Raw genomic sequence first — 23,336 nt, 5'->3', positions numbered from 1 at the left:
CATGAAAGGCAGGGGTTATCTACGGCTAAAGGCGCTACTCGATGGTTTGATGGCAACAGTTGCTTTATTAATAGTAGTCATTCCCTTTGCAATGCTTACTTTATTTTTAGCTTGCTATTATAGGGGAAATCCATTTTATATTTGTGAGCGCGCTGGGCTTTACGGACGACCATTTAAGCAATATAAATTTAAATCAATGTTTGATGAGACAACGGGAATAGAAACGGGTGAACAAAATCGGATTAGTCCGGTAGGAAAGTTTTTACGAGAGTGGAGTATTGATGAAATTCCGCAACTTATCAATATTTTAAAAGGTGATATTAGTTTTATTGGTCCGCGCCCGCTTACTTGTGAGTATATCGTTTTTTATAATGAAGATGAAAAAAGGCGTCTCAATGTTAAACCTGGTTTAACAGGGCTTGCGCAGGTGAATGGTCGAAATACTATTAGTTGGACAGAAAAATTCAAGTTGGATGTGGAGTATGTCGACCGATTTTCCTTAAAACTTGATATGAGGATTTTACTTCGAACCGTTCGAGTTGTTCTGACACGAGAGGGGGTCAATCAAAATGAATCCATTACAGCAGAACGTTTTAAAAGATGAACAGCCACTCGTGATTATTGGAAGTGGCTCACAGGGGCGTATGCTAAGAAATATTGTTCAGCAAAACAATTTAGGCTATAAATTTATCGGCTTTTTAGATGACCGAGTGGTGGAATTTAGAGAAATAAATGGCGGGTTTGAAGCGCCTGTTAGTTATAGTGATTCGCTCCTATGCGAAGATGTATGTTTCATTTTAGCGATTGGGAACGTGGATGATCGCTATGAAGTGGCTAAACGATTAACACATATTCCAGAAAGCCGCTATGCCACTATCATTCATCCACATGCATATGTGGATCATACCGCTAAAATTGGTTTTGGAACCTACATCTCTGCGAGTGCTGCAATTATGCACGGGGTGACAGTGGGCAACCATACGAGCATTTTGACGGGTAGCGTCATTGAATACGAGTCGCGAATCGGTTCTTTTGTAAACATCTCACCAAATGCCACTCTATGCGGAAATGTTTGTGTCCATGACATCTCTTTTGTAGGTGCTGGGGCAGCGATTATTCAAGGCATTACTCTTGGAAAAAGAAATCTAGTTGGCGCTGGTGCTACAGTGATTCATGATGTTGCAAGAGACTCCCTTGCCCTCGGTACCCCTGCGGTAGTGAGGCCGCGTAAAAAAGAAATGACATTAACGAATGTATGGATGTAAATGAGGGAGATGTGAATTTAATTGATGAGAAATAAACTAACGAATGTATTTTATGGCGTCATTATTTTCACGATGAGTATTCAGATTTTATCGATGCTTAGAACGGCATTATTAGCGAAACAATTTGGTGTTTCAAGTGAAATGGATGCTTTTAATTTGGCGAATTTAATGATGGTTGCCATTGTGAATATTGGCGGGGCTGCGATACCCACAGTTGTGATTCCTTTTTTAACGACAATGCCAGAAAAACAGACGGAAAGTGCAAGGCGAATATTAAATTCCTATGTGGTCACAATTATGTCAGCGAGTTTATTTTTTCTCATCGTTGTTTACATCGCAGGGTTTGTTGGAATGGAGAACTTCCACTGGCAGACAGAGCGCCCTTTTTACTACATGACCTATTTGCTCACTTTTATCATGGGGGCTGGTCAGCTGTTTAGAATGTATTCTTGGCTACAAACGTCCTATTTAGAAGTAGAGGGCAAGTTTATTTGGATAAAAATGGCAGGTCTTGTGGCGGCGCTTTTAAATTTCATCTTCCTTCTGTTTTTTATTACGCACCTAACGATTTATCAGGTGGCGCTTTCGGTAGCGATTTCCTTTCTTATTGAAACTTTAGTGCTGGCTTTCTTTAATCGGAAATGGTCATTTCGTTTTTCTTTTGACTTTCATTCGCCCGATTACTTGCGTTTAGTTCGGCTCACAATCCCGTCTCTTTTAGGGGCTATCATTTATCAAGTGACAATTTTACTTCCGGGTATGCTTGGCAGTTATTTTGGGACTGGTTACATTTCAATGATGACGTATGCGAATCAAATTGTAAGCATTTTTCAGGTGTTGCTCATTACGAATTTGCTTTCCATGTTATATCCCAATTTAAGCAGAAGCTTTCATGAATCTATGCAAACGGGACGCGCAAAATTTGTGAAGTATTTGAAAGTGCTTTTTATCGTAGTGATACCGGTTGTCGCGGGAATGATTGTGCTCGGGCGCGAGGTAATTTCGTTATTGTTTGAGCGCGGGAATTTCGATAGTGCTTCTAGCAATCAAGTTTTCATCTTCCTGTTATTTTTACTGCTGGCACTCCCCTTTACGGTGTTTAAAGAGCTCACATTCAAAATTTTTTATAGTATTGGTGACACGGTAACACCAGTTGTGAACAGTTCCTTAAGTATCGCGTTTCAAGTTTTATTTTTAATCATAGGTGTTTTTCAGTTAGGGGTTGTCACGCTCATGATTTCGCCGCTCGTTGTCGCGCTATTTGCCGCCATATTAGCCATTTTTGTTTTAATGAAAAAGTTGAATTTCAAACGCGAATTTATTCCCGTCACGAAAGAACTAGCCAAAGCAGTAATAAATGCGGCTTTAATGGCTTGTGTAGTGTATTTCGAAAAAATAACGATTGCGACCTCTTCTGAAATAATCAATTTAATGCTTTACGTTATAACAGGTATTGTGGTGTATGGCTTACTGACGGTCGCAACTGATTACCATTTTGCGCGCAGTTTCTTGCCAAGTAAAAGAAGAAAAGAAAAGGAGGCTAAATGATGTCAATTAGAAGGTGGATTCCACCGCAGTTTAGTAAGTATGTTGCCTTGCAAAAAGTGCGGCGGAAATTTCCAAATAACCGCATCATGTCTGGCTCGGTATCTCTAGAAATGGAATTAGGGCGCGGCTGTTGGATTAATTATGACGTCCACGTTGGTAAAGGTGTGAAACTAGGCGACTATTCCTATGTAAATAAAGGCGCGATGATTGCTTCAGGCGAAATTGGCCGCTATTGTTCCATAGGCGCGTATAGCTTTATCGGCTTAGATGAACATCCGCTTGACCATTTTTCAACCTCTCCTTTTACGTACCAAAAAGAGGGAATGCTTGGCACAAATCAGTTGTGGAATTCATTTTCAGCACCACCAATTATTGGGCATGACGTTTGGATTGGCAGCACAGCCGTCATTTTGCAAGGCGTTAAAGTTGGAACGGGCGCTGTAGTTGGAGCGGGAGCAATTGTGACAAAAGATGTTCCGCCATACGCTATTGTGGGCGGGAATCCAGCGAAAATTATTCGCTACCGGTTTCCTGAGCATGTTCGTGAGAAACTTTTAGAACAAGAGTGGTGGAACATGCCACCAGAGGAGATACCTGCTTTTATCCAAAAAATGGAGGGAGATGAAGCATGAAAGTATTATTTTTTATTTCGAGTTTTCCAAAACTGTCGGAAACCTTTATTTTGAATCAAATTACAGGACTGATTGACCGAGGTGTGGATGTTGAAATTCTTGCTTGGAATCGTGCAGTGAACGCGGCGGATCACCAGGCGGTTGCGAAATATAATTTGCTTTCGAAAACGACCTTTATGCACATTCCAAGTAATAAATTCAAGCGGTTTTTGAAAGGCATTTTCTTATTTGGTAAATTGTTTAGGCAAAACAGGCAAGTCGCTCTTGAAACAATGAAGTGGCGCAAATATGGCCAGATGTCGTCCTCGCTGCGGTTGCTCTACAGCGCCCCTTACTTTTTAACAAGAGAGGGTGCGGATGCGGTCGTCGTTCATTACGGGCCAAACGGGAATATCGCGAACTTTTACAAAAATTTAGGGCTCCTGCCTGAGCGCACGATGGTGTTTTTCCACGGTCAAGATATCACTTCTTTTGTAGGGAAATGGGGGAGTGGCGTTTATCGCGATTTATTTGCAAGTGAAATCAGTTTATTGCCAATTAGCAATTACTTTGCTACAAAGTTGGTTGAATACGGGGCAAATGAAGAGCGTGTTTCCGTTCATCATATGGGAATTGATACGAAGGAATTTAGTTGCCAGCCGTCGAAAAAGAGCTCGGTCATTCGCTTCCTAACAATTGGACGGCTGACAGAGAAAAAGGGAATTGAAACGGCTATCGAAACGATGGCGATTTTAAAATCTCATTTAGACACCCCCTTTCATTTAGATATATTAGGAGATGGTGAGAGGCGAGAGACGCTTTTAGAGCTCATTACGAGTTTGAATGTTCAAGATGTCGTCACGCTTCACGGGGCTAAAACGCAGGAGGAAGTAAAGCAAGCTGTAAAGAAAGCGACAATAATTATTCAGTTAAGCAAGACCGCTCTAAATGGTGATATGGAAGGTATCCCGGTGGTTTTAATGGAAGCCATGTCACGAGGTAAAATAGTTGTCTCAACCTATCATAGCGGAATCCCAGAACTCATTGAAAATGGCAGAAATGGCTTTCTCGTGCAAGAAAATTGCCCCATACAGGCAGCTGAGATTATTGAAACAATATTGAAAAACAGACTGATTTCTTGGCCAAGAATTTCTGCATCAGCCCGTGAGACGATTACGCGTGATTTCTGTTTAAATACATGGAACGATACGTTAGTAAAACGCTGTAAAGGAGAAAAAATGTGAAGAAAAGAGACCCGAATAAAATTTTTATGTGTAGCTCTGTGCATGTTTGGTCGGATACGAGAATTTATTTTAAAGAAGCAAAATCGCTTGCTGCTGAGGGGTTCCAAGTTGAGTTTTTTGCACTGAACTTTGGCGGAGAGAAAGAAAAAGTGCCCAATTTAACGATGCATTATCTCCCTGTTTTGTCTCGCAAAAAGCGCTTTCGACACATGCAAACTTTGCTGGAAGCTTTCGCAGAATCAGACGCAAGAAATTTTCATTTCCATGACCCAGAGCTCCTTTTTCTAGCAAAAAAAATCAAGAAAAAATACGGCGATGATGTAAAAGTTATTTATGATATGCACGAGCATTTGCCAGCTGCCATTTTGACAAAGCAGTGGATTCCAAGCTTTAATCGTTCGCTAGTTTCAAAAGCAGTGACGGCACTTGAAAAGTATTTTTTAAGGTGGGTGGATGCGGTTATCTTTGCGGAAATTTCGTATAAAGAAAACTACCGCGATGTGAATGTGAAAACGGTTGATGTTTTAAACTATCCAATTATGCCGCCTGAAAGAAACGAAACGGTTTCAAAAGTATTTACACTTATTTATGTGGGCGTGCTAACAGAACAGCGTGGCTTGTTTAATATGTTGGAGCTTGCTAGAGAGTTGCGTAAGAAAGGCTGTAGTGACTTCAAACTAAAACTAATTGGTCCTGTTTTTACAAATGAAGAAGCCTTTACGGAATTTATTATCCAAAATCAGCTTGAGAATCATGTGGAACATTTAGATAGGATGCAGTACAAAGATATTTGGCGACACTATTATCAGAGTCATGTTGGCCTCTGCTTACTCCATCCAACGCCAAATAATTTAAATTCGCATTCGACCAAGCTATTTGAATACATGGCAGCAAAATTGCCAGTGTTGGCCTCTGATTTCCCAGATTTCAAGCAAATTATTTCAGAAGCTGTTTGCGGCTACACGGTCGATCCATTTGACTACGAGGAAATGGCTAATGTAGTTATCAATCTAAAAGAGAACCGCGATGAAAATTGGAAGCTAGGGCAAAATGGCTTTGAAGCTTTTCAAAAATTATATAGTTGGCAGAATGAAGCGGAAAAGTTACTAACATTATACGAAAGTTTCGGGAAATCGAAAAATTGAGGTTAGGAATTTATGAATATAAAAAATATAACGGTACGTAGTTTGCTCCAAACGGTCAAAAAAAATATGCTTTGGATAGCGCTCATTATTTTTATTGCTCAAATTGGTGTTTGGACTTACCAGAATTACATTCATAATCGTGAATACCAAGCAAACACATCACTTTTAATTAACGTAGAACAAAAAGATAACAATCTTTATACGCAAGATGGCATTCGAAATAGCATTCAATTGATTACAACGTATTCCTCTGTTTTAAAAAGTAGTAAGATTATGGATTTAGTCAGTGCAGAGGAGAAAATAGGTGGAAAAAACAGCAAAATGCTTGCCAATCAATTGGCGATTAGTTCAGATCAAAATTCATTAGTTTTTCATGTTTCCTACACGGATCAAAATAAAAAACAGGCGGAACGTGTGAGTCAGGCATATGTTGAAACTGTCGAACAAGAAATTCCAAAATTATTTAAAGGTAGTACGGTAATCGTTTTAGAACAGCCAACCGTTCAGCTTGTCACACAAGATTTATCCATGAACTTGATTGCACTTTTTGTGAGCCTCCTTTTAGTTGCTATATTCATCATGCTAATGGCATTTTCCGATAGGACGATCAAAACAAAAGAGCAGATTATGAATTTAAATATTACCTACTTAGGGGATGTCCCCATTATGAAGGAGTAAGGAGCTACTTTATAGATGGAAAAGAATGTAAACGAGAACCAAATGTCCATGAATCGAATTATTCAAGAAAAATTTTCAGCCATCCAAACGAATATTCAATATATGCATAGACAAGATGATGCCTTTCAAACGATTGCCATTACTTCATCTAATAAAGGGGAAGGGAAGACCTTTTTTAGTATGAATTTTGCCAAGACATATGCAGGTTTCAAGCAAAAGGTATTACTTATTGATGCAGACTTTTATTCGCCAAGCTTGACTAAGCAGTGCCGGTTGAAAGGACAAAATGGTCTGTCCAATGTTTTAACAGGACGTGCTAATTTACAAGATGCCATTTACCATTTTACGGACAACTTAGATATTTTAGCAGTGGGCGCTATCCCGCCAAACCCACTTGAATTACTTCGCGTTCAAGGTTTAGAAGGACTAATTGATGAAGCTATCACGCTTGGTTATACCTACATCATTTTTGACTGCCCGCCCATTAATTTATTTACAGATTCGCGAATTATCGCATCTGCATGTGACTTAGGAATATTAGTTGTTAATAATAACAAAACGAAAGAAGATGAACTCGCTTTTGCTAAAAATTTATTAGACAATTCGGGTGTAAAAGCAGTCGGAGCGGTGTTAAACAATGTTAAATATAATAAAAAGAAATACGATTACTATGGCTATTAAAAAACCTTTTTTAGGCGCACTTTTTGCTTTAATTAGCTTTGCTGCGGCTATCTACCCGCTCATCATTATCCCCGTTTTAGTCATCAGCGCGTGCATCTTACTTATGGATATTCCGCTTAGGCGGTTAGCAAAATTTTTATTTTATATCATTTTAGTTAGCGCGATACTAGGCCCTTACTTGAGCATTCCCGGGCTTGGCGGCTTGTTTTTATTCCGTATCGCGTTACTACTCCATTTTTTTCTCTTTTTATTTGAAAAAAAAGATTGGTCCAAATTTTCCTTGCTAAAAATCCCGCTTTTAGGTTTTGCTTTGTGGATTTTAGTAGCCATTCTGACGCTTATTTGGAGTCAAGATATCCGTTTAAGTTTACGTGCCATCTATTTTCAATTGGAAAGCTTTTACGTTATTTTCCTTTGCGTGTACTATATTCAAAGCACTGCGGACGTTAGGAAAATGTTCATGTGGATTATGCCACCGTTTATTTTGTCCGTTAGTGTTGGCGCCTATGAAATGATAACAGGTAAACATTTATGGTATTCCAGTCTAAAGGAAAGTGGTTATTTAGATTATCGACCAACCGGTTTTCTAACCAATACAAACGATTTCAGTTCTTATTTATCCATTTATTTCCCACTGTTTATTTACCTACTACTTCAAAAAAAGACAATTGGGCGAACTTTAATTGCTTTAAGTAGCACCGCCGTTTTACTTCTACTTGTTATCGCAACGGAATCAAGAACAGGTTTACTCGCTTTTGTGATTACAATCATTTTGATGATTTGGAAACTTTATTCTAAACCAGTAGCAAGTTGTATAAGTTTTATAGGGGTGTGTCTAGGCGGTATATATTTCCTTATAATGAAGCTTCTTATAGCGCAGGAATTTAGTTATTTTATTGGCAAACAAACATCAACAGATCAGCGCCTATTCATTTACGAAACCGTTTTGCACGTAGCAAAAGAAAGCCATTTTTTAGGCGTTGGCATCGGCGTCGTTCCAAAATTTGTATTTGAAGCGCTGTACGGAACCGTCAATATCCCAACCGATTTACAACAAACAATGAGCGCACATAATTTTTGGCTTGCCACTTTAGCCGATGTGGGCATCATTGGCTTAGGCTGTTTCGCACTCTTTTTCGGCTGGCTTTCTTTTCAAGCCATCAAGCTGTTTTTGGAGGAAAAAGGGATGTTAGGAGGACTTCCGTTATGTATTATCATCGCTTTTATCGCGATTTCAATTGGGAGCAGTAGCATTTTTGAAATGCGTGTTGTTTGGCTAGGCATCGGCCTAGCACTTGCAATCATCCATTTAAATTTAAAGAAAAAGGAGGCGAATGTATGAAAAAAAAGCTAGTTGGCCTTTACTTTAAAATGATAAGCAAAACATTCAAATCGAGCGCTGGAACCGTTTGTTACGCGTATAAAAAAAAGCGCAAAGAGGACACGCTGGTCATCGTGTTTAGCGCGTTTTCCCGACCAGGAATTCCCGCAACCTACAATTATATGGCGACAACAAAAGAGACAAAGGCAGATCGGCTCTTCATTTTAGACGATTTTGGATATAACAAACAGGGCGGCTACTATTTATTTCACGAGGGATCAAGATTCCCCGAGCAAGTTGTCACCGAACTAATTGAGTCCATCACGGAACAAAAAAAATATCGCCAAATTGTCTGTGTTGGAACAAGTAAGGGTGGTTATGCAGCGCTATATTACGGCTTGAAATTAAAGGCAAATGCGGTCGTTGCTGGGGCGCCGCAATATTTCTTAGGCAACTATTTAACAGATATTCCCGAAAAAAAACCTACATTTGAAGGAATGGTTGGAAAAAAAGGAGAGTATCCTGTCACCTATTTAAATAGCTTATTGTCAGATAAAATTAAGGAAGAACCTAAATTTCCTACCCATTTTTATGTTCATTATTCGGTAAAAGAGCACACGTATGAGGAACATATCGCTTCTTTAATTGAGGATTTAAAAGCGGGTGGCTATAAGCTTACTTTAGATGAACAAAAGTATTTAAAACACCAAGAAGTAGCGTATTATTTCCCCCCATTTTTACAAAAAACACTAAATGAAATTGTAAAGGAGTGAAGCTTTGTGGTGCAAAAAATTGGCGTATTAGGGACTTGTTTTAGTCGCAATTTCTTAAATTCGAGTGCGTATTTTAATCCAGATTACAAGTCACATTATGAAGTCGCATTTACTCAGTTTCACTCCTCGCTCATCGCGCTAATGACGGAACCTTTTTCTTTCCCTATTGCAGAATATGAAGATATTCCTGTTGAAAAAAAGCAATTTGTGAAGACGGACTTTGAAAAGACTTTTTTTCAGGCGTTAAAAAGAGAACGTCCCGATTTTTTAATGATAGATTTATATGCGGATGCGCTAAAAGAAACGGCTTTTGTTAGTCAAAATCAAGCAATTACAATATCTCCAATCATTGAGCAAAGCCGAATTAGGTATGACTTGCCGATTACTAAAATTGTCAGCCAAACCAATTGGGCCCTTTTTTTAGATCAGTGGACGAATGCTGTTTGGCGTTTTAAGGACGCCATTTCGCCGTATTTAAGTGAGGAACAACTGATTTTAAATCGCTGTCAGCTAACGACACGTTATTTGGATGAAAAAAGGGTACTTCGGTGTTATGAAAATGTGTCAAAACTTGAACAGTACAATGGGGTTTGGCGCGAGCTAGATCGCTGTTTTTTAGCTATTTTTCCAAAAGCAAAGGTTGTGAATATGTTGGAAGAAAATTATGTCGGGGATGTGCGCTATCCGTTCGGGCATTCTGTTTCGCATTATGAGTCGGGTTATTATAAGAAGTTATATGCTAAATTTAAAGAAGTGACAGAGGTGGGCGAACAATGAGGTCAGTTTTATGTGTGGGGGCAACGTTTCCAGGAGCCAATAGTTTATCTTTATTTCAAGGTTTCAAGTCACTTGGATTTCAAGTCATGACGGTCAAAACGGATATTCCGTTTTACCAGTACTCGCTTTTGGAACGAGCGTATATGCGTTTAGTGGGAAAGCCATATCCGTATAAATATGAGCAGTTTAATGCTGAAATTATGCGGCTTTTAAAAACAAAAACACCAGAAATTTTATTTGTTGTAAAAGGCCTATGGGTCAGCGCTGAAACAATTGCATATGCAAAAAAACTTGGTGTGAAAACCATTCACTTTCATCCCGATTTTTTATTTGATGACCGTTACCATACTTCAAAAGTGTTAAATAATGCGATTACTGCGTATGATGTAGTGGTCACGCCGAAAGTGACAGAAGTTTCAAAGTACCAGGAGCTAGGTTGTGCGCAGGTTTTGCAAATTCAATATGCGTTTGATCCAGCCATTCATCGCCCAGTGCCAATTAGTGAGGCGGATAAAATGCGCTACGGAGCAAATTTGACTTTTGTTGGTCGCATGGAAGAACAGCGCGCTTTCTGGCTAAACGAAATTGCTAAGCAAAATGCTGATTTGAAAGTGTGGGGAACAAATTGGCAGAAACTTCCTTCCAATATGGAGCTAAGAAATTACTGTACCTTCCAAGGAGTCTACACAGAAGATATGGCTAAAGTATTCGGCGCAAGTGATGTGGCGCTAGGTTTTTTGACGCATCTATCAAATGAGCAGCATACGGCGCGGACGTTTGAAATTCCAGCCTGCCGCGGTTTTTTGCTAACGGAGCGAACGGAAGAACAAAAAGCTTTATTTATAGAAGGAGAAGAGGCCGATTTTTTTTCAACTACGGAAGAACTATTAGAAAAAGTTGCATTTTATCGTGCCAAGCCAGAACTTAGGGAATCAATTAGGCAGAAAGGATATGAAAAGGTGCTACTGCTAGACGCAACTTATACGCGCCGTGTAAAGGAAATCTTAGCTTTTAACTAAAAGAAATGGTCTTGCAATTGTGTTTTTAAAGTGGTATTATATATAAGTACGTTTTTGCGTATGTTTCACGTGGGAGGGGAAATCTTAATCCCCATTTAACCACAGCACGGACTTAAGGAGGTATGTCTCGTGGCTAAAAAAGTTATTAAAGAAGTTAAGCTTCAAATTCCAGCAGGGAAAGCAAATCCTGCACCTCCAGTTGGACCTGCACTAGGTCAAGCTGGTGTTAATATCATGGGATTCTGTAAAGAGTTTAACGCTCGTACAGCCGATCAAGCTGGTCTTATCATTCCTGTTGTTATCAGTGTATTTGAAGACCGTTCGTTTACGTTCATCACGAAAACTCCACCAGCTGCAGTATTGCTTAAAAAAGCTGCTAAAGTGGAAAAAGGTTCTGGTGAGCCTAACCGTAACAAAGTTGCAACTGTAACTCGTGCTCAAGTACAAGAAATTGCTGAGCTTAAAATGCCTGACCTAAATGCTGCAAACGTTGAGTCTGCAATGCGTATGGTTGAAGGTACAGCTCGTTCTATGGGATTCGTAGTAGAAGACTAAGAAAAAGGCAATTTGAACAATAAGGAGGAAAAGAAATGGCTAAGAAAGGTAAAAAGTATCAAGATGCTTTGAAAAAAGTAGATACAACAAAAGCGTATTCTGTTGAAGAAGCAGTAGCGCTTGCTAAAGAAATTGATTTCGCCGGTTTCGATGCAACTGTTGAAGTAGCATTTCGTCTTGGCGTAGACCCTAAAAAAGCGGATCAACAAATCCGTGGTGCCGTAGTATTACCGAATGGTACTGGTAAAACAGAGCGCGTTTTAGTTTTCGCTAAAGGAGAAAAAGCAAAAGAAGCTGAAGCTGCTGGCGCTGACTTCGTTGGAGATGCTGAATTCGTTGAAAAAATCAACCAAGGTTGGTTTGACTTTGATGTTATCGTAGCTACACCTGATATGATGGGTGAAGTTGGTAAATTAGGTCGTGTCTTAGGACCAAAAGGCTTAATGCCAAACCCTAAAACGGGTACAGTTACAATGGACGTTACAAAAGCAGTAAATGAAATTAAAGCTGGTAAAGTGGAATACCGTGTTGATAAAGCTGGTAATATTCACACTGCTATTGGTAAAGTTTCATTTGATACTGATAAATTAATTGAAAACTTCCGTACTATAAATGATGTATTACAAAAAGCGAAACCAGCTGCTGCAAAAGGTACTTACGTGAAAAACTTAAGCGTAACAACTACTTTTGGACCTGGTATCCAAGTAGATCCATCTTCTTTATAAAACGGGCTTGACGACCTAAAGAATCTTTGATAAGATATGATAGGCTTAAAAAGTGAATATCCTTACCGTAGACAGCAGGTACGCATTTGCGTTTAAAAATGCCCGCCGAGGATTTTAGATGAACAGGACAGTTTTGTCTTGTGGTTTAACCCTTGCTGTTACGGTAGCAAGGGTTTTATTATGTAGCCATTTTGGCGTTTAGACTATGGACGGAGGTGTAAAAATGAGTAAAATTTTAGAAGCTAAACAAAGTGCAGTTGATGAAATTTCAGCTAAACTTACTGATAGCGTATCTACAGTTATCGTGGACTACCGTGGATTAAATGTATCTGAGATTACTGAATTACGTAAACAATTACGTGAAGCAGGCGTTGAATTTAAAGTGTACAAAAACACATTAGTACGTCGCGCTGTAGAAGCTAAAGGCTTTGCAGGACTTGAAGAAGTTCTTACTGGCCCAAACGCTATTGCTTTCAGTAATGAAGACGTTGTTCTTCCGGCTAAAATTTTGAATGACTTCGCGAAAGACCACGAAGCGCTTGAAATTAAAGCAGGTATCATTGAAGGGAATGTTTCTTCTCTTGATGAAATCAAAGCTCTTGCAACACTTCCATCACGCGAAGGCTTGCTATCTATGCTTTGCAACGTATTACAAGCTCCTGTTCGTAACCTCGCTCTTGCTACAAAAGCAGTTGCGGATCAAAAAGCGGAACAAGAAGCTTAATAACTGGGTTTTAACTCAATAAAAAAATTAAAACAATAATGGAGGAATTTTAAAATGGCTTTAAACATTGAAGAAATCATTGCTTCTGTTAAAGAAGCGTCTGTATTAGAACTTAACGATTTAGTAAAAGCAATCGAAGAAGAATTTGGCGTAACTGCTGCTGCTCCTGTAGCTGTAGCTGCAGCTGGTGCTGCTGGTGGCGCTGCTGAACAAACTGAATTTACAGTTGAACTAGCTTCTGCTGGCGATTCAAAAATCAAAGTTATCAAAGTGGTTCGTGAAATCACTGGTCTTGGCTTAAAAGAAGCTAAAGAATTAGTTGATAACGCTCCTAAAGCAATCAAAGAAGGCGCTTCTAAAGAAGAAGCTGAAGAAATCAAAGCTAAACTTGAAGAAGTTGGCGCAAGCGTAGAATTTAAATAATTACTAGTTACAAAAATTAGTCTAAAATAGAAGAAGTGAAAACCAAGCAACGTTTAGCGGCTTGATTTTCACTTCTTTTTTTTATGAAAAAAACTAGGATTTTGTGCTGTTAAAACATACTCAAGTTTGCTTTTTGTTTGACGCTAGGTATAAAATAGAACAAAAATTTGTTGGGAATGAGAAAAAAGTTGTTAATTTAGACAAATTTATTGTCGTTTTATAGATAAAGAGGAACAATTCGTGTTAGCGTTTTCATTTATAATGAACGTATGGAAGTTAGCTAGTTTCGCTTATAGGTAGGAACGTTAACAATTTGGACAAACATTTTAAAGGAAACAGGTTAAAAGCAACCTGAAAAAAATGTTTGAATTTTATATCATTAAATTATGAAAAGGAAAGGGGCATGAGAATATGTACACAGAATTGAAAGAACTTTACAAGAATGAAGCAATTTTAGAAGAATTTAGTGATACAAAATTATTAACATCTCTCCTTTTAGACCGGCAACTTTCGAAAAAGGAAGTAAGTGTCAAAAAATTTGATGTCCTTGACCCGCAACAAACGAGGGGAACTATATACTTTGTTATGAGTGGCGGACTTATTGAGGTCACCGAAAATAAATTTACGTATCTTGTTAGCGAAGGTGAATTTATTAATTTAAATGACGGAATTATGAAGAAAAATGCTGGTATTCAATTAAATGTTATTGAAAGCGCTAAACTTTTGACTTTTGAACGGAGTGAAGTATTAAATCATCTGCTAAATATTCAAGAAGGATGGATGTTTTTACTAGTTCAAGAACGTAGAAAAACAGATCTCATTTTGAAGGGCTGTAGGATTCTTCAGGAAAAGGGAGTTAGGCGTTTGGAGCTAGCGCTAAACTATTTAGCTAAATCAAATGGGAGTTTTCAAAATGCGGGTTATTTATTGCCAAAGAGTATTACAATTGATTTTTTAACAAGATATGCAAACTTAAGTCATAGTTCGGTGAAATATTTTATTGGTCTTCTAAAAGATGAGGGGAAGTTGAAAGTAATTGATAGGCAGTTTCTAATCTGTAAAAAATGATGGGATACTCAAATTTTTAAAATAAATACACTTAGTAATCGGAAAATTGCGACAAAAACACTAAAATTTTAAAGGAAATAAATTTGGGCTGAAAGTTTTATTTATAATTGAAAGAAGGGATTCATTATGTACGAAGACTTTATGGAACATTATAATGACGAAACGATTATGAAGAAATTTAATGATATGAATTTATTGTCAATTTTTCTTGCTAATAAATCAGAGGCAATAAAAAAGGATAAGCAGATTCAAACAAATGAATTTCAAGATAAAATTTATTTTTTGCAAAAAGGGATAGTTGAAGTCACAGAAGTGGATAATATGATTTATCTCGTTGGACCGGGTAATTTTATCAATTTAAATGGTGCAATTCTTGCAGATAATGGGGCGGATACGAGTGTTAGGGTGATAGAAAAGGCAGAGCTTTTGGTGTTTGATCGTTATGAAGCTTTATATCATTTGCTCGGCATGCAAGAAGGTTATATTTATCTTTTTTATCAGGAACGAAAAAAGAATGAATGTTTGAAAAAGAATTGTTTAATATTAAAACGAAAAGGCATTGAACGACTAAGCGGAATGCTAGAATTGTTGGCACAAAATTTCGGTGAATTGCAATGCGATGGCTACCTATTGCCTCGAGGAATTACACTTAGGTTTTTAGAAGCGTATACACATTTAAGCCGAAGTTCAGTGAAAAAATTTATGGGCCAGTTAAAACTAGAAGGAAAAGTTAGTGTGTTAGAAAATCGGTTGCTGATTAAGAATTGATTTTTATCGCAGTCACAAAATGTACAAAAATAGAATTGGGATAGAGGCTTTTTCTGACTGAATACCGCAAAAAAAGTGTGCTATTCTGAGGATAGTTCTTAATGAAAGAAGGAAAAAAGATGATAGAGTTACAACAGTTTTTACTAGCAACAATTGATTGGTCAGCGATGTTTCCAGTAGCTCGTTTAGCAATTGTGCTAAGTTTACCCATTTTTTTAGCCATTAAATATGTGAAATATAAGCGTTTGAAGAAAAAACAAAATACTGAGCATGAAAAATTAGATAACTATGAACAAGATGAAAACGGCTTGTATCCTTGGGAAAAAGGATTTCAAGATAAGAGTGATAACCTATAGGAGGAATTAGCATGGAAGTAACAGAAATTGGCGGAGTTAAGTTTCCAATTAAAGACTTGAACGCAACGCAAAGTCATCAAAAATCAGATTTTATTATGGATGCAAATTGGGAAGCGTTTTTCCAAGAAAAGCATATATTTACAACAACGACAACGAAGCAACGAATTGCAAAAGGACAACCATTTTATATTGGAAATGATGCGGTCATTGAGCCGTACAGTGCCTATTTAAGTGGACCATATTTCTGTACAATGGGCGCTTTCTCTTCTTGTACGAGTACAATGCCAATTAATACAGTCATTGGTAGATATAGTTCGCTAGGCATGGGGATTCAAAGACTTGGTGGAAATCATCCAACTGATCGCTTCACAAGTTCGCAAATTACCTACAATAAAATGTTTGGCCCGTATCAGGACTATTTTAATACAAATGAAGGTTCAGATTTTGAGATTAAAGGTATGCAAAGCACGAATGGCTCGCCTGTTGTTATTGGACATGACGTCTGGGTGGGACAGGAAGTACGTTTTGTTTCAACTGGTATAACAGTTGGAAATGGGGCTATCATTGCAGCAGGAGCGATGGTGACAAAAGATGTGCCGCCGTATGCAGTTGTCGGCGGTGTTCCGGCAAAAGTGATTCGGTACCGGTTTTCAGATGAAGTTATTCAAGAATTGGAGCGGCTTCAGTGGTGGAATTACGCCTATCCCGACTTTGCTAACGTTAAAGGGGATGAACCAATTGAAAGCTTTATCGAGAAAGTATCACGTCTTATTGACAATAAAAAAATTGAACCATTTATGCCAAAACAACTTCGAGTAGCAGATTTTGACAACAACAGAGAATAGCGAGGAAAGAGTGAACTAAAATGACAATTTATCATATAAACAAAGGAATTGGTTATGCCTCCTCAGGTGTTGAATACGCACAGAAATACCGTAGTGATGCGATTTGTAAGGTGGGTCTGAAACAGCGCTTTGTGTTTTTGGATTACTTGGGCACAAACTTAATCCACTTTACTAAGTTGCTCGGGCTAAAAACGGCGGACATCATTGGGATTTACGCTTTTATGGCGGGGCAAAAAAACCATGAATCGAAGTACCCAATTGCGAAATTTGAGGCGGAGATTACTAGTGATTTTAAGAAAATTGAAAATGAAACTCATATTTTATATGAGCACAGAGATAGCCCTTTAAAATATAAAGTTTGGACGCTAAAGCAAAAGTATGTGGACCGGGTGGATGTTTTAAATAAGGGGCAGCTGATTTCTGCCAATCATTATTCGGATCGTTTGACGAATACCGAGTATTATACGAATGGTCAACTCATTTCAAGAACTTTTTTTACAGAAGATGGTGAGGTGGCTTACCGGCAGTATTATGAGAAACGTGAAATTACCATTACCGTACTAGACGATTTAATTTTAATTGGACGAAGTGCTTTTTATCAAGAGTTTTTTAAGCGCTTAAAATGGACAGCGCGTGACACGGTTTTAGTGGATCGTAGTTTAGGCGTGATGGATGCTGTTCTTCCGCAAATAGGGAAGGCGAAAGTTGGCGTTGTGATTCATGCAGAGCATTATCATTTGGGGCGTGCTAGTGATGAACGGATTTTATGGAACAATCATTATGAGTACGTTCTTGAAAATGAACAGCTTATAGATTGGTTCATTGTGGCAACAAAAGAGCAGGCACGTATTTTGAAGGAGCAATTTAAACAATTGAAAAGAGACGCTTCGAAAGTTGTCGTCATTCCAGTTGGTTGTGTGGAAGAAGTTCAAAACCCGCATGCAGAAGATAAACGCTGCAAATTAATAACTGCTTCTAGGCTGGCAAGTGAAAAGCACATTGATACATTAATTTATGCCGTTGTAAAAGCAAAAACAGCCTATCCCAACCTTACTTTTTCCATTTACGGAGAAGGGGGAGAGCGAAAAAAATTAGAAGAGCTCATCCAAAAACTTGGGGCAGAGAGCTACATTATGCTTAAAGGCCATCACCCCAATATGGCGGAGGTTTATGGGGAATACGGGGTTTACGTGACAGCTTCTCACTCGGAAGGCTTTGGTTTAACTTTACTTGAAGCACTTAACTTTGGCCTCCCTATGGTCGGCTTGAACGTACCATATGGCAATACCGAGTTTATTGAAGAAGGGATCAACGGTTTTCTCATTGAAAAAGGGACAGAGGCGGAAATCGTAACAGGTCTTACAAAAGGGATTGAAGCCATTCAAAATCCTAGTTTTGATTTAAAGGAGGCGAAGCGATTTGCAAATGAAAAGGTGAAGGGTTATACAACCCTGACAGTTGGAAAAAAATGGAAAAAACTTTTTGCAAACGAAGAGACAGCGAAGAAAGTAGGTGCAAAATGAAACTCTTACTTGCAGATTATTGGCACGCTAGTACAATGCGGCTTAATAACAGTTTAAAATTAGCCGAAATGAATCATCAAACGATTGTCATGCAATATGACGGGCGATTACCTGAAGAAATTTATAATCCATTTACGTATTACACAGGTTGGCACAATAAAAAGGGAAATGGGCGCTATTTTAATGAGCTCGAGTTGCCACCTTTCTATGAAGTTCGGCATAAAAACAATTTGGAAGCGACGATTTATTCAGGGGACTTTGAGGCGGGGCGCATCATTTATTTTGAAAATAGTGATCGTCTAGTGAAACAGGTCGACTGGCTGGACCGAAAAGGACGTAAATTGATGAGTGACGTTTATGCGATTCAAGGACATAAATACGGTATTTTTCAATACGATGCGGAGGGAAAGATTGTCAAACGCTTGTATTTGAACAAAGAAGGCCAGGAGGTCATCGTATGGGATGTCGCAACGGGGCATATCAACTTGTCGCTAGATGAAAAACGTCAAGCCTTTCAGGGGTTGGTGGACTTTACTGTCTGCTTTATCCAAAATTTAAGAAAAAAACGCCCCATTGAGGAACTTTATATTAATAGTTTATCGTTCCCGCTTTTTGTTTCGAATCGTTTAGAATCAACGAAAGCAGTCCTATTTTGGCAAGAAAAAATTGGTGAGGTGCTTCCGGGCAATATGCTCACTCTTTTAAAGGAAAAGAAAGCGGTTCAAAAAATTGTGTTCGAATCCATGTCTGAGCTTAAGAAAGTAACTTCTTTATACAGAGATCAAACTTATGTCGAGCTGTTATATCTATCTCCGCTCGAGACTTTCAAGCGACCTCATTCATGTTCACATAAAGCGCTTATGGTAACAACCAGCGACGAGCTTCATTATGTGCGCGAAATCGCGACGGCTTTGCCAAATCTCTCGCTAACAATTGCAGCCCCAACGGAAATGAGTACGAAATTACAGGAGTTAAACAACGAATTTTCAAATATTTCCTTAGTTCCGGCGGCAAATAAAACGAGGATTTCTGAACTTCTTTTAAGTCATGATATTTATTTAAATCTTCATGCTGGTAGTGAGGTTCAAGACATCATTTTTAGAGCATATCAACAAAATTATTTCATTTTAGGACTTTCGCGGCTTGCTAAAAATGAGCGCTACGAATGGCTTGTGAAGGAAGAAGCAGAGATAATTAAGATTTTAACTAGCATTATGCAAGACAAACAACAAGAAGAAGCATGGCTTACTCGGCTACATCAAAAAAATGGACCACGCTCTACAGTGGTTGATTATAGGAGTGCGCTATAAATTAGCATCTTGTTTAGATTGTACACATTTTGAAAGGAAGTGTTTTGATTGAGATTTAGGAAAAAAGATACAACGCAGAAAAACTGGCGAAGTTGGAAAAAAGGGAAACAATGGGTATGCGGCGCATTACTTTTCTTTGCAATTGGTATGAGCTCCCCGGGGATTGTGCTTGCTGTAGAGAGTGGAAATAGCGAGGGCGACCCGGCTACAACCGAGCAAGCGCAGGAAGGTGCAGCTACTACTGAAGTGACCACGGATGAAAATGTTGCCGAGGGTACGAATGAAGCAAATGCACCTGTAGAAAATGAAACAACGGAAACGGCGGTTCCTGAAAGTGGCGCTGTAGAAAGCGGCACAACAGAGCCAAAACCAGCTGAAACGACAACGACAACAGAACCACCAAAGCGTCCGGGGTTGAAGGCGACAGTTGGTTATGCCGACCCAATAACAAAGTTTAACTATAGATTGGATACGGTCACTGAAACTGCTGAACTTTATGGGTGGACAGGAACAGCTCCAGATGGAAAGCTAGTAATTCCAGAGTATGTTATCGCAAATGGGGTTGCATATGATGTTACAAGTATAGGAGATAGGACATTTTTCAACAATGCAAATATTAAAGAAGTTGAACTTCCGAACAGTTTAATTAAGATAGGGAATGCGGCTTTTTCTTGGACAACAAATTTACAAAATGTTGTCATACCTGACTCAGTAACTAGTATAGGGGAGTCGGCATTTAGTGCTAGCGGTATACAAAGCGTAATTCTTCCAAACTCTGAAGTTACTATACAGCCGTGGGCCTTTTCGAATACTAAATTAACTCATGTAACTATACCAAGTTCAGTGAAAAGTGTGGGGAACCAAGCATTTGCAGAGAACAAATATTTGACTTCTGTTGATTGGCAATCAAGTGCTCCAGTACCCGATCAAGCATTTAACAATAACTCAAGTCTTAAAGATGTTACTCTTGAAAAGACTACTGAAATTGGCAGATATGCATTTTATGGGTCTGGATTAGAATATATTACAATACCTGCAACGGTCAATCGTATAGCGGATGGTATATTTTCTAATTCTAAATCATTAAAAGAAATTCATTTTGAGGGCGATACATTGCCTCTCATGGAAAACGCGGCAAATCTTATTATTAATTCCAATACAGTTAATGTTTATGTGCCAAAGGGGAGTCTTGCCAATTATAGCGCGCCTGCATCAATGATAAATATTTTATCTTCTTCTCAGGCGGCATATTTAATGGAGGAAGGAGCTTCAACTCCAGTATATGATTTTTCTAGCCGAAGTTTTCGTTATAAGCAAGGTGATTCAGCTTCTTTCAGTGTGAGTGGAAGTGGTGAAAGATATAAACTTAATTCTGGGCGGTGGGCGTTAGACATCCCAACAGTAGATTGGTATAAAGACGGATTACCAAAAGTGAAAAAGGGATCAGGTAGCATATTTACGTTAGATAATCTAACTGCCGATGATTTTGGAACGTATTATGCGGTTGGATACACATCGACAGGAACTCGAGTTACATTAGAAACTTTTGAAATTTCAGAAAGTCAAAAAATTGTTCCAACAGACCGAGATGGTGGAGTAATTCCGAATCTTCCGCCTGTGTATGTTCCAGACGGGACTCAAGCGGGAGATAAGATTACGTTACCGGACAACTTAACAGATGGAACAAAAACATTTACTCCAGATCAAACTTTGGATATTGACCCAAGTACACCAGGTGTTCAAATTATTGTAGCCGATACAACAACAGATATCCCTGTTTTTTATATCGATGTACAAGTGAGTGAAAGTGAATCAACATCTGAATCGCTAACAAGTGACTCCGAGTCAACTTCGATTAGCGACTCCGAATCTGATTCGATTGCAAGCGAATCACTTTCTATAAGTGACTCCGAGTCGGCAAGTGATTCTGAGTCGGCATCAGATTCTGTGAGCGATTCTGCATCTATTTCTGATTCCGATTCTGCGAGTGATTCCGAGTCTATTGCTAGCGAATCCGATTCTATAAGTGATTCTGTAAGTGTTAGTGGGTCTGAGTCTGCAAGCGATTCTAACTCGATTTCTGATTCTGCAAGCGCAAGTGAGTCTGAATCAGTAAGCCAATCTGAATCCGTATCTGAGTCTGCAAGTGACTCTGAATCCGTATCGGATTCCGTAAGTGCAAGCGAATCAGAGTCTGTGGCAAGTGAATCTGCATCAGATTCCGAATCGACAAGTGTAAGTGACTCCGACTCAGCAAGCGATTCTGAATCCGTATCAGATTCTGCAAGTGCAAGCGAATCAGAGTCTATGGCAAGCGACTCCGCATCCGCATCAGAATCTGAATCGACAAGTGTAAGTGATTCTGACTCTGTGAGTGACTCTGAATCCGATTCAGCATCCACAAGTGGGAGCGACTCCGAGTCTATGGCAAGTGAATCTGCATCAGATTCCGAATCAACAAGTGTAAGTGAATCTGACTCAGTAAGCGACTCTGAATCCGTATCAGATTCCGCAAGTGCAAGTGAATCAGAGTCTATGGCAAGTGAATCTGCATCAGTATCTGATTCCGAGTCGACAAGTGTAAGTGATTCAGAATCAGTAAGCGACTCCGCATCTGATTCAGAAAGTGCAAGTGAATCCGAGTCTATGACAAGTGACTCCGCATCAGAATCTGAATCGACAAGTGTGAGTGAATCTGACTCAGTAAGCGACTCTGAATCCGTATCGGATTCCGCAAGTGCGAGTGAATCCGAGTCCATGGCAAGTGAATCTGCATCAGTATCTGATTCCGAGTCGACAAGTGTAAGTGATTCAGAATCAGTAAGCGACTCTGACTCCGCATCTGATTCAGAAAGTGCGAGTGAATCAGAGTCTATGGCAAGCGACTCCGCATCGGCATCAGAATCTGAATCGACAAGTGTAAGTGAATCTGACTCAGTAAGCGACTCTGAATCTGTATCTGATTCCGCAAGTGCAAGTGAATCAGAGTCTATGGCAAGCGACTCCGCATCGGCATCAGAATCTGAATCGACAAGTGTGAGTGAATCTGACTCTGTGAGTGACTCTGAATCCGATTCAGCATCCGCAAGTGGGAGCGACTCCGAGTCTATGGCAAGTGAATCTGCATCAGATTCCGAATCAACAAGTGTAAGTGAATCTGACTCAGCAAGTGACTCTGAATCCGTATCGGAATCCGCAAGTGCAAGTGAATCAGAGTCTATGGCAAGCGACTCTGCATCAGATTCTGAATCGACAAGTGTAAGTGAATCTGACTCAGTAAGCGACTCTGAATCCGTATCGGATTCTGCAAGTGCAAGTGAATCCGAGTCTATGGCGAGCGACTCTGCATCAGAATCTGAATCGACAAGTGTAAGTGATTCCGACTCAGCAAGTGACTCTGAATCCGTATCGGAATCCGCAAGTGCAAGTGAATCCGAGTCTATGGCAAGCGACTCTGCATCAGAATCTGAATCGACAAGTGTAAGTGAATCTGACTCGGTAAGCGACTCTGAATCCGTATCGGATTCTGCAAGTGCAAGTGAATCCGAGTCTATGGCGAGCGACTCTGCATCAGAATCTGAATCGACAAGTGTAAGTGATTCCGACTCAGCAAGTGACTCTGAATCTGTATCGGATTCCGCAAGTGCAAGTGAATCCGAGTCTATGGCGAGCGACTCTGCATCAGATTCTGAATCGACAAGTGTAAGTGATTCCGACTCAGCAAGTGACTCTGAATCTGTATCGGATTCTGCAAGTGCAAGCGAATCCGAGTCTATGGCAAGCGACTCTGCATCAGAATCTGAATCGACAAGTGTAAGTGATTCCGACTCAGCAAGTGACTCTGAATCCGTATCGGATTCTGCAAGTGCAAGTGAATCCGAGTCTATGGCGAGCGACTCTGCATCAGATTCTGAATCGACAAGTGTAAGTGATTCCGACTCAGCAAGTGACTCTGAATCTGTATCGGATTCTGCAAG

23 protein-coding genes and 1 other annotated feature are annotated in these 23,336 nt (G+C 39.3%); all 23 genes read left to right on the top strand.

Features of this window, described 5'->3' with window-relative positions; genetic code table 11:
- Position 1: 1 nt before the first annotated feature.
- Complete coding sequence (locus R8923_RS13120) at positions 2-604, top strand: sugar transferase (protein WP_485873209.1); 603 nt, start codon at positions 2-4, stop codon at positions 602-604.
- Complete coding sequence (locus tag R8923_RS13115) at positions 570-1,265, top strand: NeuD/PglB/VioB family sugar acetyltransferase (protein WP_485873208.1); 696 nt, start codon at positions 570-572, stop codon at positions 1,263-1,265. The genes R8923_RS13120 and R8923_RS13115 overlap by 35 nt, the downstream gene beginning before the upstream one ends.
- 24 nt (positions 1,266-1,289) lie before the next feature.
- Entirely contained in the window at positions 1,290-2,813 is a 1,524-nt protein-coding gene (gene murJ / locus R8923_RS13110; protein ID WP_485873207.1) for a murein biosynthesis integral membrane protein MurJ, read from the top strand.
- Positions 2,813-3,445, top strand: coding sequence for a CatB-related O-acetyltransferase (locus R8923_RS13105; protein ID WP_485873206.1), 633 nt, complete (start codon positions 2,813-2,815; stop codon positions 3,443-3,445). The genes murJ and R8923_RS13105 overlap by 1 nt, the downstream gene beginning before the upstream one ends.
- On the top strand, positions 3,442-4,668 hold the full coding sequence (locus R8923_RS13100) for a glycosyltransferase (protein WP_485873205.1): 1,227 nt from the start codon (positions 3,442-3,444) through the stop codon (positions 4,666-4,668). Before R8923_RS13105 ends, R8923_RS13100 begins: the two co-directional genes overlap by 4 nt.
- Complete coding sequence (locus R8923_RS13095) at positions 4,665-5,813, top strand: glycosyltransferase family 4 protein (protein WP_485873204.1); 1,149 nt, start codon at positions 4,665-4,667, stop codon at positions 5,811-5,813. The genes R8923_RS13100 and R8923_RS13095 overlap by 4 nt, the downstream gene beginning before the upstream one ends.
- 12 nt (positions 5,814-5,825) lie before the next feature.
- Positions 5,826-6,491: a YveK family protein gene (locus R8923_RS13090; protein ID WP_485873203.1), complete on the top strand. Its 666-nt coding sequence runs from the start codon at positions 5,826-5,828 to the stop codon at positions 6,489-6,491.
- 15 nt (positions 6,492-6,506) lie between these two features.
- Positions 6,507-7,172, top strand: a complete 666-nt coding sequence (locus tag R8923_RS13085; protein ID WP_485873202.1) for a CpsD/CapB family tyrosine-protein kinase — start codon at positions 6,507-6,509, stop codon at positions 7,170-7,172.
- Positions 7,129-8,514 (top strand): O-antigen ligase family protein, encoded by a 1,386-nt coding sequence (locus R8923_RS13080; protein WP_485873201.1) that lies wholly within the window; start codon positions 7,129-7,131, stop codon positions 8,512-8,514. Before R8923_RS13085 ends, R8923_RS13080 begins: the two co-directional genes overlap by 44 nt.
- The gene (locus R8923_RS13075; RefSeq protein ID WP_485873200.1) at positions 8,511-9,266 is read left to right on the top strand and encodes a Two component regulator three Y domain-containing protein; all 756 of its coding nucleotides are present in this window, start codon (positions 8,511-8,513) and stop codon (positions 9,264-9,266) included. The genes R8923_RS13080 and R8923_RS13075 overlap by 4 nt, the downstream gene beginning before the upstream one ends.
- Before the next feature lie 6 nt (positions 9,267-9,272).
- The gene (locus R8923_RS13070; RefSeq protein WP_485873199.1) at positions 9,273-10,043 is read left to right on the top strand and encodes a DUF6270 domain-containing protein; all 771 of its coding nucleotides are present in this window, start codon (positions 9,273-9,275) and stop codon (positions 10,041-10,043) included.
- Positions 10,040-11,062: a CgeB family protein gene (locus R8923_RS13065; RefSeq protein ID WP_485873198.1), complete on the top strand. Its 1,023-nt coding sequence runs from the start codon at positions 10,040-10,042 to the stop codon at positions 11,060-11,062. Before R8923_RS13070 ends, R8923_RS13065 begins: the two co-directional genes overlap by 4 nt.
- A gap of 129 nt (positions 11,063-11,191) precedes the next feature.
- Positions 11,192-11,617: a 50S ribosomal protein L11 gene (gene rplK, locus R8923_RS13060; RefSeq protein WP_007471922.1), complete on the top strand. Its 426-nt coding sequence runs from the start codon at positions 11,192-11,194 to the stop codon at positions 11,615-11,617.
- Between the two features lie 35 nt (positions 11,618-11,652).
- Complete coding sequence (rplA, locus tag R8923_RS13055) at positions 11,653-12,342, top strand: 50S ribosomal protein L1 (RefSeq protein ID WP_007471919.1); 690 nt, start codon at positions 11,653-11,655, stop codon at positions 12,340-12,342.
- Between the two features lie 47 nt (positions 12,343-12,389).
- Positions 12,390-12,530, top strand: a sequence feature (ribosomal protein L10 leader region).
- Positions 12,531-12,565: 35 nt separating this feature from the next.
- Positions 12,566-13,066, top strand: coding sequence for a 50S ribosomal protein L10 (gene rplJ, locus R8923_RS13050; RefSeq protein WP_485873197.1), 501 nt, complete (start codon positions 12,566-12,568; stop codon positions 13,064-13,066).
- 54 nt (positions 13,067-13,120) lie between these two features.
- Complete coding sequence (rplL, locus tag R8923_RS13045; RefSeq protein ID WP_485873196.1) at positions 13,121-13,489, top strand: 50S ribosomal protein L7/L12; 369 nt, start codon at positions 13,121-13,123, stop codon at positions 13,487-13,489.
- Positions 13,490-13,900: 411 nt separating this feature from the next.
- On the top strand, positions 13,901-14,557 hold the full coding sequence (locus R8923_RS13040; protein WP_485873195.1) for a hypothetical protein: 657 nt from the start codon (positions 13,901-13,903) through the stop codon (positions 14,555-14,557).
- 126 nt (positions 14,558-14,683) lie between these two features.
- Positions 14,684-15,325, top strand: a complete 642-nt coding sequence (locus R8923_RS13035) for a cyclic nucleotide-binding domain-containing protein (RefSeq protein WP_485873194.1) — start codon at positions 14,684-14,686, stop codon at positions 15,323-15,325.
- A 119-nt stretch (positions 15,326-15,444) separates the two neighbouring features.
- Complete coding sequence (locus R8923_RS13030) at positions 15,445-15,681, top strand: hypothetical protein (protein ID WP_485873193.1); 237 nt, start codon at positions 15,445-15,447, stop codon at positions 15,679-15,681.
- An 11-nt stretch (positions 15,682-15,692) separates the two neighbouring features.
- Complete coding sequence (locus R8923_RS13025) at positions 15,693-16,526, top strand: CatB-related O-acetyltransferase (RefSeq protein WP_485873192.1); 834 nt, start codon at positions 15,693-15,695, stop codon at positions 16,524-16,526.
- A 20-nt stretch (positions 16,527-16,546) separates the two neighbouring features.
- Complete coding sequence (locus tag R8923_RS13020) at positions 16,547-18,049, top strand: glycosyltransferase (protein WP_485873191.1); 1,503 nt, start codon at positions 16,547-16,549, stop codon at positions 18,047-18,049.
- Positions 18,046-19,359 (top strand): glycosyltransferase family protein, encoded by a 1,314-nt coding sequence (locus R8923_RS13015; RefSeq protein ID WP_485873190.1) that lies wholly within the window; start codon positions 18,046-18,048, stop codon positions 19,357-19,359. The genes R8923_RS13020 and R8923_RS13015 overlap by 4 nt, the downstream gene beginning before the upstream one ends.
- Positions 19,360-19,407: 48 nt before the next feature.
- Positions 19,408-23,336, top strand: a 3,929-nt coding sequence (locus R8923_RS13010) for a leucine-rich repeat protein (protein ID WP_485873189.1), incomplete at its 3' end; no start/stop codon positions are given.

The organism is Listeria tempestatis, from assembly GCF_963575625.1.
GTDB classification, from domain to species: domain Bacteria; phylum Bacillota; class Bacilli; order Lactobacillales; family Listeriaceae; genus Listeria; species Listeria tempestatis.
Note: the sequence above shows the minus strand (reverse complement) of the source record. Positions and strands in the feature narration are given on the sequence as shown.